The organism is Arachidicoccus terrestris (assembly GCF_020042345.1).
In the GTDB taxonomy this organism is placed as follows: domain Bacteria; phylum Bacteroidota; class Bacteroidia; order Chitinophagales; family Chitinophagaceae; genus Arachidicoccus; species Arachidicoccus terrestris.
Genome location: NZ_CP083387.1, coordinates 1,283,524 through 1,301,538 on the forward strand (window position 1 = coordinate 1,283,524; position 18,015 = coordinate 1,301,538).

General features: G+C 43.9%; 13 protein-coding genes. 6 read left to right on the plus strand and 7 right to left on the minus strand.

Going from position 1 to position 18,015, the window contains the following annotated elements:
• Positions 1–449: 449 nt before the first annotated feature.
• Positions 450–2,774, minus strand: coding sequence for a S9 family peptidase (locus K9M52_RS05135; RefSeq protein ID WP_224070987.1), 2,325 nt, complete (start codon positions 2,772–2,774; stop codon positions 450–452).
• A gap of 84 nt (positions 2,775–2,858) precedes the next feature.
• A complete protein-coding gene (locus K9M52_RS05140; RefSeq protein WP_224070988.1) occupies positions 2,859–4,436 on the minus strand; it encodes a sulfatase family protein in 1,578 nt (525 codons plus the stop codon).
• A 184-nt stretch (positions 4,437–4,620) separates the two neighbouring features.
• On the opposite strand from K9M52_RS05140, the gene K9M52_RS05145 reads away from it, so the two are divergent.
• Positions 4,621–5,718: a hypothetical protein gene (locus K9M52_RS05145; RefSeq protein WP_224070989.1), complete on the plus strand. Its 1,098-nt coding sequence runs from the start codon at positions 4,621–4,623 to the stop codon at positions 5,716–5,718.
• Positions 5,719–5,934: 216 nt separating this feature from the next.
• Positions 5,935–6,738 carry a glycosyltransferase family 2 protein gene (locus K9M52_RS05150; protein ID WP_224070990.1) on the plus strand — a complete coding sequence of 268 codons (804 nt, stop codon included), beginning with the start codon at positions 5,935–5,937 and terminating at the stop codon, positions 6,736–6,738.
• 31 nt (positions 6,739–6,769) lie between these two features.
• Here K9M52_RS05150 and K9M52_RS05155 read toward each other — a convergent pair whose 3' ends face one another.
• Positions 6,770–7,756 (minus strand): polysaccharide pyruvyl transferase family protein, encoded by a 987-nt coding sequence (locus tag K9M52_RS05155; protein WP_224070991.1) that lies wholly within the window; start codon positions 7,754–7,756, stop codon positions 6,770–6,772.
• A 300-nt stretch (positions 7,757–8,056) separates the two neighbouring features.
• Between K9M52_RS05155 and K9M52_RS05160 the strand changes: the two genes are divergently transcribed.
• Both K9M52_RS05160 and K9M52_RS05165 read left to right on the plus strand, forming a co-directional pair.
• Positions 8,057–9,127, plus strand: coding sequence for a UDP-N-acetylglucosamine 2-epimerase (locus K9M52_RS05160; RefSeq protein ID WP_224070992.1), 1,071 nt, complete (start codon positions 8,057–8,059; stop codon positions 9,125–9,127).
• A gap of 53 nt (positions 9,128–9,180) precedes the next feature.
• On the plus strand, positions 9,181–10,026 hold the full coding sequence (locus K9M52_RS05165; protein WP_224070993.1) for a glycosyltransferase: 846 nt from the start codon (positions 9,181–9,183) through the stop codon (positions 10,024–10,026).
• 12 nt (positions 10,027–10,038) lie between these two features.
• Here K9M52_RS05165 and K9M52_RS05170 read toward each other — a convergent pair whose 3' ends face one another.
• Entirely contained in the window at positions 10,039–11,127 is a 1,089-nt protein-coding gene (locus tag K9M52_RS05170; protein WP_224070994.1) for a hypothetical protein, read from the minus strand.
• 178 nt (positions 11,128–11,305) lie between these two features.
• Entirely contained in the window at positions 11,306–12,991 is a 1,686-nt protein-coding gene (gene ggt / locus K9M52_RS05175) for a gamma-glutamyltransferase (RefSeq protein ID WP_224070995.1), read from the minus strand.
• 228 nt (positions 12,992–13,219) lie between these two features.
• On the opposite strand from ggt, the gene K9M52_RS05180 reads away from it, so the two are divergent.
• Positions 13,220–14,008, plus strand: coding sequence for an enoyl-CoA hydratase/isomerase family protein (locus tag K9M52_RS05180; RefSeq protein WP_224070996.1), 789 nt, complete (start codon positions 13,220–13,222; stop codon positions 14,006–14,008).
• A gap of 321 nt (positions 14,009–14,329) precedes the next feature.
• On the opposite strand, the gene K9M52_RS05185 is transcribed toward K9M52_RS05180, so the two are convergent.
• The gene (locus K9M52_RS05185) at positions 14,330–14,926 is read right to left on the minus strand and encodes a carboxymuconolactone decarboxylase family protein (protein ID WP_224070997.1); all 597 of its coding nucleotides are present in this window, start codon (positions 14,924–14,926) and stop codon (positions 14,330–14,332) included.
• Between the two features lie 106 nt (positions 14,927–15,032).
• Positions 15,033–15,602 (minus strand): peroxiredoxin, encoded by a 570-nt coding sequence (locus K9M52_RS05190; RefSeq protein WP_224070998.1) that lies wholly within the window; start codon positions 15,600–15,602, stop codon positions 15,033–15,035.
• 209 nt (positions 15,603–15,811) lie between these two features.
• On the opposite strand from K9M52_RS05190, the gene K9M52_RS05195 reads away from it, so the two are divergent.
• Positions 15,812–17,986 (plus strand): S9 family peptidase, encoded by a 2,175-nt coding sequence (locus K9M52_RS05195; RefSeq protein ID WP_224070999.1) that lies wholly within the window; start codon positions 15,812–15,814, stop codon positions 17,984–17,986.
• Positions 17,987–18,015 lie beyond the last annotated feature (29 nt).

Consider the following 18,015-nt stretch of genomic DNA (forward strand, 5'->3'; position numbering starts at 1 on the left):
TTTAGGCCTTGATGACGTCATGTACCAATCGGTAATCAAATTTAAGCCTTTTGAGCCGGTTTTCTTCTCGCAGATGCCTATTGTTTAATGCTTTTCAACATGAACGTTTAAACAACGTTTTTAGAAAGAGCAAAAGTAAACTTATTGCCCAGAAAAATCAAACAACTGTTTAACTTTTGAATTCTAAAAACACATTTTAACATATAATAGGGAAGATTCAAGGCCCTAGGAAAAGCATTTTAGCTATTGTATATCAAATCATAAGAGCTATCCCTGCGCTACTGCCTTCGGTAAGATTTTCGGCGAGTAACGGTAAGCCCGGACAGCAATGTTCAGAAAATTAGCCTGATTTTGCCAAAAAACATGTGCATAAACAAAGCGCACAATCTTGTTCTCATGGACAACTCGATTGTGCGCTTGTTGATGTCATTAAAGTATGAGCTTACCGGTTAATTTCGCGGATCCCTCTTATACTCGATCTTAAATTCTTTAGGAGGTTGTTTACCTGCCAGATTGCGGACAAAGTAATCCCACCGGCGACGCATCATATAATTACTATAAACGCCATATCCGTGCCGGCTGTTCGGAAAGACAATCAGGTCGAAATCCTTACCAGCCTTTTCCAGGGCCTCTACCACGAGCATGGTATTGGAGGGTGGGACATTATCATCCATCAGGCCATGAACCAATAAAAGCTTTCCTTTTAGCTGGCTGGCATAGCGTTCGTTCGCCTGAGCCGCATAATCTGAATGGCTGACCAGTCCATTATACCTTTCTCCCCAGTCAGCCTCGTAATTTCTGTTATCATGATTACCGGACTCTGCAATACCGACTTTGAAGAAATCCGGATATTTAAACATGGCTGCCGCCGTGGCAAAGCCTCCGCCGGAGTGCCCCCAGATACCGACTTCATTCGTATCAATATATGGCCTTTCAGCAGCCAATTGACGGATAGCCGCGATTTGGTCCGGTAAGGTATTGGTTGCCATGTGGCCATAACTCATATCATGAAAACTTTTTGTGCGAAGCGGGTTACTGGACCCTTCCAGTTGCAAGACAATAAAACCTAATTCCGCCAGGGACTGATGATCGCCTCTGGAAGGTGTAAACGACCAGCTACCGACGCTGCCTCCCTGTGGGCCGGGATAAATATAATCGATGATCGGATATTTTTTATTGGGATCCAGATGAGTTGGCAAATATAACAGGCCATATAAATCCGTCTTACCATCAGCCGCCTTCACTGTAACAGGGGTAACAGGTTGCCAACCGGTCGCTTTTAATCTTTCTATGTTAGCTGCTTCCAGCGGGGTCGTTTTTTTGCCGTCCAGCGATCTCAGCAAAGTTACCGGGGCAATATCGGGCTGCGAGTAAGCGTCCACAAAATAATGTCCATCCGGGCTCAGTGTAATGGTATGATTGCCGGTCTCCGGGGTCAGCACTTTAAAGTCACTGCCGTCCATTTTTATGGAACACAGTTGTGCGAAATATGGATTTTTCTTCTCCAGACCGCAAGCCATGAAATAAAGTGTCCTGTTTTTGTTGTCAACTTTAAGCAATTCCGTCACCACATAGCTGCCCTTAGTGATCTGATTTTTTAATTTCCCGTCTGTGGCGTCATATAAATACAGATGCCCATAATTGTCTCTTTCCGAAAACCAGACAATTTCTTTCGTCTTGTCTAAATAGCGCCAGTTAACCGCATCCCATCCAGATTCAAACTGAGTAGGTACGGTCTCCTGAAAGACCTCTCTGACGGCTCCGGTGGCAGCGTCGGCCATTCTGACCTTTTCTATCTTATGATCCCTGGAAGTAGACACAAAAGCCAGGCGGCTGCCGTCTTCACTCCAGTATACGTCGTTCATCCTGCCACGATCGCTTATGTTATCGCTCAGTGTGGACCGTCTGGGATCAGCCGGCACCTGCAGCATAACGACCTTCGGCTGATCTACATATACAATGCAGCGATGAATCTTGAAAATAGCCGTATCACCCGGAAGCTCATATTTCCAGGACTGCAGTTTCGGCGCGCCTACATTGGTGGACACCAGATACATGTCATTGACGTTACGTTGGTCCTGTTTGTAGGTGGCGATCTTTTTGGAGTCCGGCGACCAGGCCAGTATCGCACGGTCACTGTGCACCCAGCCGGCATTGTCGGTACTATAGCCAAAATCTTTGATACCGTCGAAGGTGAGCTGGGTTTCCCTGCCGTCTACCCGGCTTCTGATCCACAGATTATAGTCTCTGATAAATGCCTCCTTGGTTTTATCCGGAGAAAGAACACCCGGTTCCTTTTGGCCAACCTTTCTGCTTGCATTTTGCCCTTTGAGCATGGGTATCGCCCTGCTGCCAAGCTGACTGTTTTTAATATCATACCTCCAATCCTGCCCATTATATATAAAAGAGAGCATCTTTTTATCCTCAGAAAAGTGAATCTGCCTGAAAGGCAGGTTATCCCCATCGATTGCCGCACCGGTCTGTTTAGACAGGGCCTGTGCCAGTTTTTCCTGATCGAATGCTGGCCGGCGCTTCCCTTCTTTCGCCTCAACAAGAACATACTCACTTCCTTTTTCCGTTAAGACGCGATACCAGAAATCAGAACCATCTATCCAGTTGGGGCGAACAAAGGACCTATCTATATATTTACTGAGGTTAGGGCCTAAAAAACTTGCTGCTTTTGAATAATCCTGATCTGTCAAGGACGATTGAGCCTGCTGCCCATTCGCTACTAAACTGCCCAAAAGCAGGATAGCCAATATTGGTTTTAGCATAATTAAAGTTATTACATGAAATTTTGTGCCGCTAAGATAACCAAAATTCAATGTCCTCCAAGACACCGCCACCTGCGTACGCACCTACCAGTGCTTATGGAAAATCTGCTGCATAACAGCACTGCTTTTATCCGAATCGTCACCTACCAGGTGCTTTTGCTCCAGCAACTCTTGCTTCAGATGCCTGATAATGCCTTGATATCTGGGATCATGATAAGCGTTGTGCAACTCCTGGGGGTCAATATCCAAGTTATAAAACTCCCAGCCAGGTATGGTAGTTTTTTTGGATGCACCGTTGATCCCCAGTGGTTGGCCATAATAAAAGACCAGTTTATATTTTTTGGTCCGTATACCGAAATGTCCCGGGTATTTAGGTGCATGTTCCCAATAACGGTAATACATACTGGTCCTCCAATCCGGCGGCGTATTACCTTTCAGATTATCTCTAAAGCTTTTACCCTGGATAAAAGCTGGTTTTTCAATACCTGCGTAATCAGCAAACAAAGCTGCAAAATCCGTATTCAGGACAAAATCTTCCAATCTGGACCCACCTTTAATTTCTTTGGGATATACAATGACAAAAGGCATATGAAGGGCCTCTTCCATCATCACGCGCTTATCGAAAAAGCCATGTTCACCCAGAAAATAACCCTGATCCGAAGTATAGATAATAATCGTATTCCTGGATAATCCTTTTTGATCTAGATAGTCCAACAGCCTGCCCAGGTTCTCATCATTGGCGGCTCCGCAACGCAGGTAGTCTTTGATAAACTTTTCATAGGTCTTGATTCTCGCCTCAACGCTATCCAGGCCATCCAGACTGAAGGGCATCCCGGGGTACGTTGTCCAATAATGAGCGGGATCTTTCTGGTAGGTCATCCATCTGCCTGCCAGGTCACTAAGCGGCTGACCGTCAAACACTCTGCCGGTGGTCTGTTTTCCATAGTCAAACAGCGATGGCGGATAAGGGATATCGACATCCTTATATAAATCTTTCAGGCGGTCCGGATACTCCCAGGGTTCATGCGTCCCTTTAAAATGCACCATCGCAAAAAAAGGTTTATCCGGATCAATATTGCTTAACCAGTCCAACGCAAAATCCGTCACCAGGTCGGTATTATATCCCTTGTATTTTTTCCCGGTAACGCCCTGACCATCATCTTTCCAATTGTCTTCGGATTTGAATACCGGATCAAAATAAATACCCTGGCCATTCATGACCATAAAATGGTCAAAGCCCGAAGGGCGCTTTTTGAGTCCCCATTTTCCGAAAATAGCTGTTTGATAGCCCGCTTTATGTAATTCTTTTGCAATATTGTCACGGGCCGGGTTCAGAGCGTCATCCAGCGCATATACGCCATTTTTATGACTGTATTGCCCTGTAAGGATGGTCGCACGACTAGGCGTACACAGAGAGTTGACGTCAAAACAATTGTCCAGGACAGCACCCCGGCTGGCCATTCTTTTAATATTGGTATTCTGTACATATTTCCCGAGAATGCCCCCATAGATGCCCCAGGCCTGACTGGTATGGTCATCAGCCATGACAAAGAGAATATTGGGTCTTGAATCTGCTGACTGGGCATGGCTGAGTAAAGGCCAGCATAGATTCAGCATGGTGACCAATAGTAACTTTACGTTCAATCGTATTCGTGGGGTCATTGTTTACCTTTTGCAGTCAAATTTATGTTATTTCGATGGAACTACTTCCACTCAAACTGTTCAATATATCAACAGCAGGCGGTTTATAATTTCACAATTTTCCCCTATATTTACGGATGCCAGAGACGCAGGTTCATACGGACTTTGCGACTAAACCTATAATATTAAAATGATTATGCCATTCATGGAAACAGGGAACTCCAATTGTGTCAATATCCAATTTTCAACCGGCAAGCAGTCGTTCAAGTTCAGTTTTGTATTCAATAATGGCCGGGGTAGCTACGCAACTGAAGCAGAACTTGCACTGGGATTACTGCCCTCCATGCTGCATAGGCAATCCATAGACATGTCAGGCAAATTGGTGGACGGCTTATTTTTAAATGCCCTGACAGACATACAGCATATCTTTCACCATTGGGATAAAGACTATAAGATCATAAAAATCAACAATGCCAAAACCATCGACCCGGGCCATGACCCGCACGCAGTGCCTAAAAAACGGGTGGGTATGTTTTTCAGCGGCGGCGTTGACTCCTTTTATACTTTACTAAAACATAAAGCAGAAATTACTGACATAATATTTGTTCACGGTATGGATATTCCGTTGAACAAAACAAGACTGAGATCCAAGACAGTTGAAGCCCTTAAGTCTGTTGCGAGCGCCTTTCACATTAATTTAATAGAAGTAGAGTCGAATATAAGGGAACAGCTGGACCCATATGCGGACTGGGGCCTTATGCTCCATGGAGTAGCCATGACAAGTGTCGGCCTTTTGCTACAGGACGATTTCTCAAAGATCTACATTTCCTCCTCCCGGGAATATTCGAATCTGTTCCCCTTAGCCAGCCATCCGATGCTGGACCATTTATGGAGCACCAACAGGATTCGATTTATTCATGATGGTGCAGAGGCTACCCGAATAGAAAAAGTACGACTTGTTTCCACATCAACAATTGCCCTGCAACACCTGAGAGTTTGCTGGAAAAACACGGATGGGGCCTATAACTGTTCCAAATGTGAGAAATGCCTCAGAACAATGATCAGCCTCTATAGCTTTGACAAGCTTGAACAATGCCCGACATTTACAGAGCCTTTAAACGCCAAAAGGGTCGCCGGCATGAAATTAAAGGGTGCAAAGAAAAGGAGCTTTGCCAGAGAGAACCTTGCCAGCTTACAGCAGATGAAAAACAGCAGCAAACTCCAACATGCACTTCAAAGCGCATTAAGGCGGGCCATAACAATAAGCCTGTTCAAAAAATTCATTAAAAAATCTTATCACTAGTATTTTGCCTGGCGCCATTTTGGCTTAGCTTATGACAGGCTCAGGGATCGCCGGCAGCCGGCTGACATCTACATAAATTTATGATTATCAGAAGCGTACAATCAAACATATCCTGCAATTCAAAGTGGCATATAATCTGCAATAACAAATCCGGCAATTAAGTTGCGAAGATAAAAACCTTCCAATATATTTGCTTTATTATTTATATTACATTTTATGTCCGCCTGCAGTTTGGTTATTTCAACATATAATTGGCCTTCAGCTTTAAACTTATGCTTGCAAAGCCTTTTACAATTATCTCCGTTACCGGATGAGGTCATTATCGCTGATGATGGTTCCGGCCAGGGGACCCGGGAATTAATTGCAAAATATACGGCAATGTGCCCTGTACCAATAATACATGTATGGCACGAAGATGACGGGTTTAGACTATCAAAAATCAGAAACCGCGCTATCGCCCTGGCCAAAGGTGACTATATCGTACAAATCGATGGAGATGTGATTATGGAGCCTCATTTTATCCAGGATCATCTGAGACTCAGCAAAAAAAATCATTTTGTCATTGGCAGCCGTGGTTCTTTAAACCGGAAATTCTCAGAGTCTATCTTAGTTTCTCAGAAAATCCCCCCGATCAACTTGCTCAGAAAAAACTCGACAGGCGTCATGAACACTTATAGGAATGAGTTTTTATCTAACTTCCTGTCCCATAGGTACAAGGTCAAAGGCAAATACAAATTCTATTCAAAAGGCTGCAATATGGCATTTTGGAGAAAAGATTTCCTTGAAGTGAATGGTTATAACGAAACAATGGTTGGTTGGGGTCGAGAGGACGAAGAACTTGTCAGCCGTCTGTTCATTTTGGGCAGACACAAGCAGTTTCTGAAAATGGGCGGTGTCGTCTTTCATATTTGGCATAAAAAAGCCGCCCACCAAAATGAGCCGGCCAATCTGGAAATCCTTTATGCAACGAGATCATCTTCCAATTATAGATGCGCGCTCGGAGTGGATCAGTATATCTGACGATCTCAAAAATGAAGATTGTCCAATGCCTCTATCCTATTAAATAACAATCTTCAAAATCCTTCAGCCAGCAATTAAAGAATTCGCTGTTTTTCCCATACGAATTGTCTATAACATAAATGGTTTTGCCCAGTAAGATTGACAAAATAGCCCCGTGCAATCTCGTTGAATAAATAGCATCATACTGATTAATAAATTGGCAGCCCTTTTCCAGTTGCCGGCGGCTCTCGAATAAGTGCAGGACGCCAAAATCAAGATCTATTCCCTTTGGTGGAAGCACAAGAAGACTGAGCCGGGTCAGATATCGGTTGGCCCTGTCGCGACGTTCCCATTTCTTTTTTTCCCGCGGGGTATACTCGATGCCGGGCCAATCCGCAATCTCAACTTGCTTTAACTGATCCGCTGAAGTCAGGTTTTGCCTCAGATCAAACTGATTTTCGGGCACCTCTTTATCGACCCTTTTCAGCAATAACACCTTACCGGTCGTTTCAATTTTAACGAACCTGTTCAGGTCCAGATAAAATGCCATGTCCGGTACCAGCAGGATGTTATTTTTATAAAAATGCTTTTTTAAAAGATCATAGGATCTATGATCCCTTGCGCAGATCGTTAAATCCGGATGGCTGTTAAAGACTTCAGCGTCCCTCAACAAATTCTCCTGATTGGCATAATATACCGTTTGGGGAAAAACGACAATGCGTTGTTGCGGCCGCTCTCGAATAATTTTAAGCCTGAAATTTTGATATACCCTCCAAAGATCGCCAAAATTGCCTCCTCCATGCATAAGTATAATACCCTTCTTAGGAATTCTCTTCAAACTGGCAAACTTCCGGTTGGCGGAAAACAGTCTTTTCGCCGGCAGGCCGCTAAGAAAACTAAGCTCACCTTCGTAGATCAGACTATCCCCGATATTATTATGATAGGGGGTATCCAATAATGAATAATCATCATCAATCAAAGGAGAAAGCGCTGCTGAAATTTTATGTTTAAGCGCCGCGATGTGCTTATTATTTGACAATTGAATCAGAGGTTTAAGTAAATAGTAAGGATGATCAAAACGTTCAGACCGGCACAAAACTACTCTTTAAACCTAAATATATAAAATCCTGCTCATGAATAAATTCATAGTGTTCCCATCGGCCTCCCAGGCCCCGTAAACCCCTATATTTGAATATTTAACTATTTATATCCAAAAAAATTGTAATTTTACCGTCCTGCTCAAAAAAAGAGGGGGAACTGGAGTTTGTATTGGCAAGCTTCGAAACCAACTGGCCAGAGCATATCCGGCCTTTATTCTTTAACAGATAAGTACTTGCGGATGGATTATAAATTTTTAATTTATACGTCTTACAGTTACGCCATTCCCATTGGCCGGCCGCTGGAACAGGAAATTCTGAAAAGAGGGTTTCAGGTGCGTTGGTTTACCTATATCCCCGAAACAAAGGCCTATATACCTGAAGGCAGCCAGCTGCTGGAAACCATTCAGGAAGTGGTTGATTATGACCCGGATATCATCCTTTCTGTCACAGACTATGTTCCGGATTTTCTCTCCGGCCTCAAAGTGCAGGTTTTTCATGGGTTTAACCCCGCAAAAAGGAGTGAAGACGACCATTTTAATATCCGTGGTTTTTATGACCTGTATTGCACGCAAGGGCCTTCTACCACCGGGAGATTCCTGGAAAAACAAAAGGAAGACCCCCATTTTGAAGTCATAGAAACCGGTTGGTCTAAAATGGATCCCTTATTTACACAAGAAAATAAAAAAACCTGCTCCTTACCGGTTATCCTGATCACTTCCACCTTTAGCCACCGGCTCAGTCTGGCCCTCCGGGAGGATGTTCTTCAGGAGATTAAAAGACTGTCTGCCAAGGGTAAGTATCGGTTTATTACTGTATTGCACCCCAAACTACCACAAGACATTGTTGAAAAATGGAAAACGCTTAATGGCCCTCATTTCACCTATCTGGACACAACAGATTTAGTTCCCTTGTACAAGCAGGCCGATATTATGTTGTCAGATACGACTTCTGCCATTCAGGAGTTTATGCTGGCCGAAAAGCCAATTGTAACCTTTCGCCACCGCAAGCCAAACGCCTGTGTCATTAATGTTGAGCAGGCAAATGAACTGGAAGCAGCGCTGGATCAGGCCTTATTACGTCCGGAGGCCCAGATTGACGCTATCAGAAAAGAGGCCAATTTCAATCATCCCTACAAAGACGGCAAGAGCAGTGCAAGAGTAATAGATGCCTGTATTGAATCTTTGCATAAGGACAAATCCCATTTAAAAAATAAATCGTTTAATATCATCCGTAAATATAAGATTCGCAAATTATTACAATATTACCCATTAAAAACATATCGTAAACCAGCCTATAGGCCAAAATATTAAGACATGGCTCACCTGCTGGAACGATAATTTCATCATTCAAAAAACCGCCAGGTATGGAACTGTCCGTTATTATTAGCAGTAGCAACCACGACTCCAACTGTCTAAATAAGGTATTAACAGGATTTGCCATGCAGCGTTTTAGAGATTTTGAGATCATTATAACCGGCACGGAACCTGCTGATGAACGCTTGAGGCTCATGCAGCCGTTTCAAAAAGAGTTTAAGTCGCTCACTTATCTGGAAAATAGTACCGAACCAAATAAGGCCACGCTTTTGAATAAAGCGATTCAGGCAAGCAAATCTGAATACCTGGTTTTTACTGAATCAAATTGTATTCCCAGAAAGGATTTTTTAGAGATCCATCACCAACGTAGAGAAGAGACCTTTTTTCTTTCCGGGGGACAATTTAAACTGGCTCCGCATATTCATCAGGGCATGCAGGAAAAACATATACAGGAACAGATTTGTTTTGAGTGCAGTTGGCTCCGGCGACAGGGGCTTAAGTTTTCCCTTAAAAACCAACAGCTTTCCCGAAACAGGATAAAAGCAAATATTATGAATGCCCTTTTGCCGGGTAAAGCATCATGGAATCGCCATAATGTGTCCTGTTGGAAAAAAGATCTGTTAGATATCAACGGGTTTGATGAACATATCGCGCAGATAGACCAGGCACGTGATCTCTGTCAGCGGCTTCACAATAACGATATACGGGGAATTAAAGTGCATTTTAATGCCATTTGCCTTCACCTCAACCGGCAAGCAGCAGAGAAACAAATGCACTCATCACTCCGGCCTACAGCGCTGAAGCCTATCCGGTCCGGGAATCCCGTCTGGACACAATACGGCATATATAAAGGCCGTACGGTCCCGGTACCTTACACTGAAGTAGACAAGGGATGATTAAAACCTTTTTTACAAGGCATTCTTTCTTTTGGCCATTTTAAGCACAGACCGCATGGAAGGCATTAGCATTTGCTTTAGGTGAATTTTGAGAATCTTACCCATTGTTTTAGCTTTGATAAAGCGAAAATTATGATAATGATTGCCCAGCTCAAATTTGAGTTGTTCGATTTTCTCAGGCGAAGAAAGTTCCTCCGGCAACATTGTATCCATTAATTCCCTGACCCGGTACCTTTCCGTCGCGATTCTATAGGCCATACGAGAGCGCTCTTCTGCCTGATATTGTTTAATAGATTCACTGTCCAGATGTTTGACCACTTCTTTCACCACGGGATAGTTTTCTTTTGCAAACTGCGGCATATAAAGGCGCATCCTTCCCTCATAGCACTGCTGGTCGAAGTCTATCGCCCGGATATTATACTGAGTGCCTTCTATATCTGGAGTGATATCCACCACAAAGTTATAGGAACGCATATCCCCTAACAGCCGGATAAAACAAGATTCATTAAACTTGACAAACGTCTTCAACAAGCGCACCTTATTGGTCTCTGGGCTATTGAGATAGTCCCGTATAAAAATATCACCCGGAATACCCGCAATATGCTCTTCGATCAGGGTCTGACGATAGGTAAAAAAAGTCACCCTCGATGTGGACAACAGATGCTCCCACTCTAAACCATAAACCCGGTTCGCATCCGCCTTTTTGATATAAAAATGATCATAATTGCCGTTATTGACATTCACTATCCGGATCCTAAAGGGCTGGCTATTGCCAAAACTGCAAAAATCAATCCTTTCCACATTTAAGTTGGCAGCAAAACTATAATCTCCTTCGGTTTTTAGGATTGCATACACTTTTAACAGCCCCTCTTTCAGAAATTCCCATTCCCGCATATCATAGCTCACCTGTTCCCAGGCGGTCTCCTCTCCTGCCTCATTGATCAGCGGACGGGCATAGGTAAAATGCAGCAGATCCTGATACTGGACCGGCAGATTGATCTCGCGTCCGTAATTTCTCAGATAGACGCGTAACGGTTCACTTACAGGATAAATAGGTTTTTTCCTGGAAGGAGGTGCGGCTTTCTGGGGTTCATATTTCATGATAAACAGGTCAACAGTCTTAACAAAATCCTTGCTCGCATAAAAGTACAATATAATTCCCAGAGCGTTCTTTCTGATCAATATGCTAGGAAGTCGGGATTACGGCCAGCCTGCACCATTTATCCTACTACTGACAGCCAGGCAATGAAGCAATAAATACTCGCTGAACCGGTTAAAACTAATATCCAGCCAGGCTGTCGTCTCCTCTGATATCCGCTGCTGCCTGCATACCGTTCTTGTTTCCCTGATCGAAAAGGATGATCTCTGTTCTGCCAATACCACTCGTTTTCTTAATAGAATATCCCATATGGTTCAGGCTATCGGTTACGCTGCGCGCAAAACCCGCTTCCATCAGGATTTGATCCGGCAGCCACTGGTGATGAAACTTAGGGGCTTCAGTCGCTTCCCTGGGCGTCTTACCATAATCAATAATATCAACAATTGTCTGGAAAACGGAGGTAGGAATGGTTGTTCCACCCGGTGTTCCGACCACCATATAGGGTTTATTTTCTTTGAGCACCAGGGTCGGACACATTGAACTCAGCATTCTTTTACCAGGTTCAATAGCATTGGCTACGCCCCCTACGGCACCAAACATATTGGGAACACCCGGTTTGGCGCTAAAATCGTCCATCTCATCATTCAATAAAAAACCGGCTCCCTTTACAACTACCCTGCTTCCAAAATTTCCATTTAAAGTAGTCGTAATCGATACCAGATTCCCTTCCCTGTCAGCAACACAGATATGGGTCGTCTCATTGCTCTCGTAAAGATTGCCGGCACCTACTGTACTTGATGGCGTCGCTCTTTGAGGATCGAAATCGGCCATTCTTGTACGCAGATAGGCTCCGTCCATCAGTAAGCTATCCGGCACCTGAAAGTAATCCGGATCGCCCATATACTTCGCTCTGTCTGCATAAGCCCGTCTTTCGGCTTCTGTCATAATATGAATCGCCTTGGCAGATAAGAATCCCATCGTATCGATATTAAACGGTGCGATCATACCCATCATCTGAGCCAGCAATAAGCCGCCGCTGCTGGGCGGGGGGAAGCTGATAATCTGATAACCATGATACTTAAATTCAATAGGTTTTCTGACCTTCGCTTCGTAGCGGGCAAGATCCTCCGTACTGATAATTCCGCTGCCACGCTGCATTTCAGCTACAATAAGCGCTGCTGTCTTACCTTTATAAAATCCCGCGGCTCCCTTGTCACGAATCCGCTTTAGTGTCCCAGCCAATTCTTTTTGCACTAACAGATCACCTGCTTTCCAGGGGCTGTCTTTGACAAAAGCAACAGGCCCCCTGTTATATTTTTGAAAGTCCGCTTTGAATCTGTTCAGTAACCTGGCTTCACTTTCTGTCAGTTTACAGCCTTTTTCTGCAAGCCTAATAGCAGGATCAATTAATTGCTTAAATGGCAACCGGGCAAACTTATACATAGAAAATATGCCGGCAACGGAGCCGGGTACACCCACCGAAAGATGCCCGTCCTGGGATTTATGAAGATTGGCATTTCCATCGGCATCCAGATACATGTCCGTTGTTGCAAGTAGCGGCGCCATCTCCCTAAAATCCAGCGCATGTAACGCCCCCTGACTGTTTCTTGCGACCATAAAACCGCCACCTCCGATATTGCCTGCTTGTGGATAGACGACTGCCAGTGCCAACTGTGTCGCGATAGCTGCATCGTAGGCGTTACCGCCCTGCTTTAATATAGATGCACCGATCTCAGCTGCGTAAGCAGAAGCACATACGACGACCCCGTTTTGAAAATGGCCGTTTTTAACAGCAGCAGGTTGAGCATCAAGGATCGTCGAGACGATAAAAGCCATGGCAATAAGGAAGAGGAAACGCCTGATCATATTGATAATTTAAGAAGGGTCAGAATAAAGCTAAATGGTTAATCTATCATAAAATTACACAATCACGCCGGAAAATTTATCACTACTTTTGTACCATTTTCTAAAATAGAGCAAAACGCTGTAAGGCGGTAATATTTTAGAAAAATTTTCAATGTATTTACGAAGGAATAGTTTAACTTTCGGCAAGGATTTGGAAAGAGTTTATCATTATAGCAAAAATTTGAATCTATGATAGTCGATGAAAAAGAAGCAAAAGAAGGATTTGTAAAATCAGAGGTGCATAATCATATATCTACCATTTTATTTTATCATCCCAAAGGCAATGCGTTGCCAACGAAACTTTTAAAAAAATTAAAAGAAGAGATAGACCATGCGTCCCATGATGACAATATCAAAGTCATTTTATTAAGGTCCGTCCAACATGACGTTTTCTGTTCGGGCGCTTACTTTAATGAGCTCCTGGAAATCAAGGACCCTCAAGAGGCGCAAAAATTCTTCATGGGTTTTGCCCAGGTCGTCAATTCCATGCGTAAATGTGCTAAGTTGATCGTTGCACGTGTTCATGGTAAGGTGGTTGGCGGCGGCCTTGGTCTGGTGGCGGCGGCCGATTACGCTATCGCGCTTGAGGGGGCCGATGTCAGGCTCAGCGAGCTTAGTATTGGTATTGGACCGTATGTAATCGCACCGGCCATGATCCGTAAAATGGGTGTTTCCTCCTTTAGCCAACTGGCTATTGATGCACATCTATGGCGAAACAGTGACTGGGCGCGCAGAAAAGGACTCTATGCAGAACTCCATCCCAATAAAGCTTCCATGGAAGAGTCCATTGAACGGCTGACCAGTTCCCTGGCCAAAAATTCACTGGCAGCAAACACCAATCTGAAACGAATGCTCTGGGAAGGTACAGATGACTGGGACGCCTTATTACCGGAACGTGCTGCCAAAACCGCAGAATTACTCCTTCAGGACCAAGCCCAGCAGTTTTTAGCGCAATTCAATAAAAGTGTAATATTTTAAAGAACATTTACAGAGTCATGAAAAGAGCCCCGGCCTTACGGTACGGGGCTCTTTTTCTTATGCTAAGAGTGAACTACCCACCACGCTAAAGCGATGAATGGGCTTCGTGCTTCACAGCGACTTGCTTACTGCCCAAATGGGTTAGAAGTCTTATTATCGCTCCACACGTGTACTCGCAAGTCCCTTACGAGGTTTTTAAGTCTTTTACTGACAAAACGAAGGTAAATGTACTTTGTAAAACAGCCAAATACTTTTGTGCCTTACATCCCACCTACACTACGTGATGAATGGGTCTTACGGCACGTTCTATAAAATGGCGCCTTAAGCCGCCAGTACTGTAATCAGGCTTTTGATAATTGCGCCTAATTTAACGGCTTCGAACACCTTTATTTCCGGCGTTCCTTCTGCGATCAGTTTGGACTCATGGGCGTTTACACAGAGTTCACACCCATTCACTGCGGATACCACAAGGCTGATCAGTTCAAAAGCCTCTTTACCTATTACCGGGTTCATCATGATAGACATCTTAATGCCGGCAGGCTGTGTGTTGTAAAACTCTTTATTGGCAAAATGGCGGAAACGGTAAAATATGTTATTGACATTCATTAAAGAGGTCAGTGAAACGATTTCTGCCAGCTCTTCTTTAGTGGCACCGGCCTGTTCAGCCGCTGCCTTAAAGGCTTTTTTCAGGGGAATAAACTTTTCGTTGACAGCCACGCTATAGGCAATCAGATAGGCTTCTTTCTGGGAAAGGTTCTGAGCATTTTTAAGCGCATTACTGACATTGATCTTCAGATCCTTGATATAACGGGCATTCGTCTCTAATAATAATTCTGCTTCAGCAGAGGGCGTATAGTCTTCCACCTGTAAGAAATTCAACAGGTTATTATACGTTTCATTTTCTATTGTTGGAATCATTTGATTACTTTTTAATTAACGGTTAAGGAAGGATGTTAAAAAAGGCAGGCACTGCACGCGCCCGCCCTTCTTTTTTCCTAGTTGTTACTATTTTCAGCAGCAGGAACTAGTTCAATTCTGCATTTAACTGAGCGGTCAGGGTCTCTTCCCCTTTATTCCAGTTACAAGGGCAAAGTTCATCTGTCTGTAACCCATCCAATACACGTAATACTTCTTGTACATTACGTCCTACATTCAAGTCGTTGATGCTTACCCAGCGAATAACACCTTCCTGATCGATGATAAAAGTAGCACGATAAGCGACTTTCTCATTTTCTTCCAAAATACCTAATTCTTCAGCCAGGGATTTAGACGTATCGGCTAACATAGGGAATTTAAGGTCCTTTAAATCTTTATGATCTCTTCTCCAGGCCACATGTACAAACTCGGAATCGGTAGAAGCACCGATCAAGGTCGCATCACGGTCTGTAAATTCCTCATAATTTCTGTTAAACTCGGCTATTTCAGTGGGGCACACAAAAGTAAAATCTTTTGGCCACCAGAACAGTACGGTCCATTTACCCTTCAGATCTTCACTGCTCAAATCAATAAACTCTTTTCCTTTTTCAGTTGATACGGCTGCTTTCTTGGTAAATGCTGGGAACTGACTTCCGATGGATAAAATTCTGTTGCTCATTTTGAATCCTTTTTATTTATGTGATTGATAATTAATTATTACGCCGCAAAATTAAGTCAATACATGATAGCTAAAAATTGTTATTAGCTATCATGATATAGATAAAATCTATTAGCAAAAAGGATTTTGCAACCAAGTCCCAATATAGCGAGAGATTCAGCGATTTTATCTATAAACTTTCCTACTTTTAAAGCCAAAAATTTACCTAAATGAAGCGAATCAAATATCTGATTATTTGGTGTTTTGCCTGTGTATGGACCGTTGTCCAGGCACAGCCTTATGTTACCAAATATAAGTGGTCCAAGGACGGCAACCAGTACTATACTATTCAGTCTGGAGAAATCGTCCGGGTAAATATGCCGGACCAGACCACGACTACCCTGCTGACTAAAGCGGACCTTACGACTCAGAGTATGCACAGGCAAGTGCAGCCGGAAGACTTTTCTATCAGTGAGGATGGCAATAAGGTACTTATCTACACGAATACGAAAAAGGTATGGCGTTATCATACCCGTGGAGATTACTGGGTGTACGATATCAGCTCCAAAGCATTGACACAGCTGGGCAAAGGGCTCCCAGAATCTTCGCTGATGTTTGCCAAGTTCTCGCCGGATGGCAAAAAAGCAGCTTATAGCAGCGGCCATAATCTTTATGTAGAGGATCTAACTTCTCATAAGATCACTCCATTAACCAAAGACGGAACGGATAGAATTATCAACGGCACTTTTGACTGGGTATACGAAGAAGAATTTGGCGCAAGAGACGGCTTCAGATGGTCAGCTGATAGCAAGAAGATCGCTTTCTGGCAGGTAGATGCCAGAAATATCCGCAATTTTTTGATGATCAATAACACCGATTCTATTTACCCCTTTACCGTTCCGGTTGAATATCCGGTTGTAGGGCAGACACCCTCTGCCGTCAAGATCGGTGTTGTAGATATTGATAATGGTAAAATAAACTGGATGCAAATTCCCGGAGATAGCAAGGAGCATTACCTGCCCCGCATGGAATGGGCCAGCAACGACCAGATCGTCGTGCAACAGCTGGACCGTAAACAACAGGTCAGCACGCTGTATCTGGCAAATGCCTCCAACGGAGTTGCTCACTCCTTCTATAAAGAACAGAGCGACACTTGGATCGATATTAAATCCCGCTGGCACGGAGACAATCCTATCGGATGGGATTTTATAGAGCAGGGAAAAGCGTTTTTATGGGTAACTGAAAAAGATGGCTGGAGGCATATCTATAGAGTAGACATGGAAGGTCATGAAAAACTGGTAACCAAAGGTGATTACGACATACTGGATCTGTTGACTGTTAATGAACAGGAAGGGTATGTTTATTTTATGGCTTCTCCTGATAATGCCACTCAAAAATACTTATACAGAACCAAACTCGATGGCTCAGGCAGGGCCGAAAGAATCTCTCCTATGAATGAGCAGGGAACACACGCTTACAATATATCACCCAACGGTAAATACGCTGAACATAGCTTTTCGAATGCCAACACCTTTCCGATCAAAGATTGGGTTGCTTTGCCCTCTAATAAGGTGATCGGCAATAAAGCGATCGCCCGGACGTTGCCCCCTGACTTTCCAAAAGTAAAATACATCAAGATCACAACAGACGAGGGCGTAACGATGGATGCTTCACTTACGCTTCCTACGGGGTTTGACTCAACTAAAAAATATCCGGTTGTCTTTTATGTCTACACAGAGCCAGGCAGCTGTACCGTAAAAGACAGCTGGGGCAATGGGCGCAACTTTCTGTATCAGGGCGATATGCAAAAAGATGGTTATATCTATATCAGTATTGACGGCAGGGGCACACCGGCTCCAAAAGGCGCCAGGTGGAGACATAGCATTTATAAAAAAGTCGGCATTCTGAATATCCATGACCAGTATGAAGCTGCTAAAAAAGTCGTACAGTGGCCCTTTGTTGACAAAGACCGTGTTGCTGTATGGGGCTGGAGCGGTGGCGGTTCTACCACGCTGAATCTCATGTTCCAGCATCCGGATGTCTATAAGACGGGCATCGCCGTGGCGGCCGTGGCCAACTTCCTGACCTATGACAATGTATATCAGGAGCGCTATATGGGTTTACCCAGTGATCCGGATAACACCTACAAATCTGCCTCGCCGCTGAGTCATGCAGACGGCCTGCAGGGTAACCTGCTGTTGATCCACGGTTCGGGAGACGATAATGTGCATTACCAGAATGCAGAAATGCTGATTAACGAACTGATCAAGCACGACAAAATTTTCAGTTTTATGGAATTTCCCAACAGGACCCATAGCATCTCTGAAGGAGAAGGAACTTCCAAGTTCCTGTCGCACTTATATACCCATTACCTGCAGGAACATTGCCCTCCCGGTGCTAAATAAGCCTGGGTGTGTAAGAACGACCACTGCAG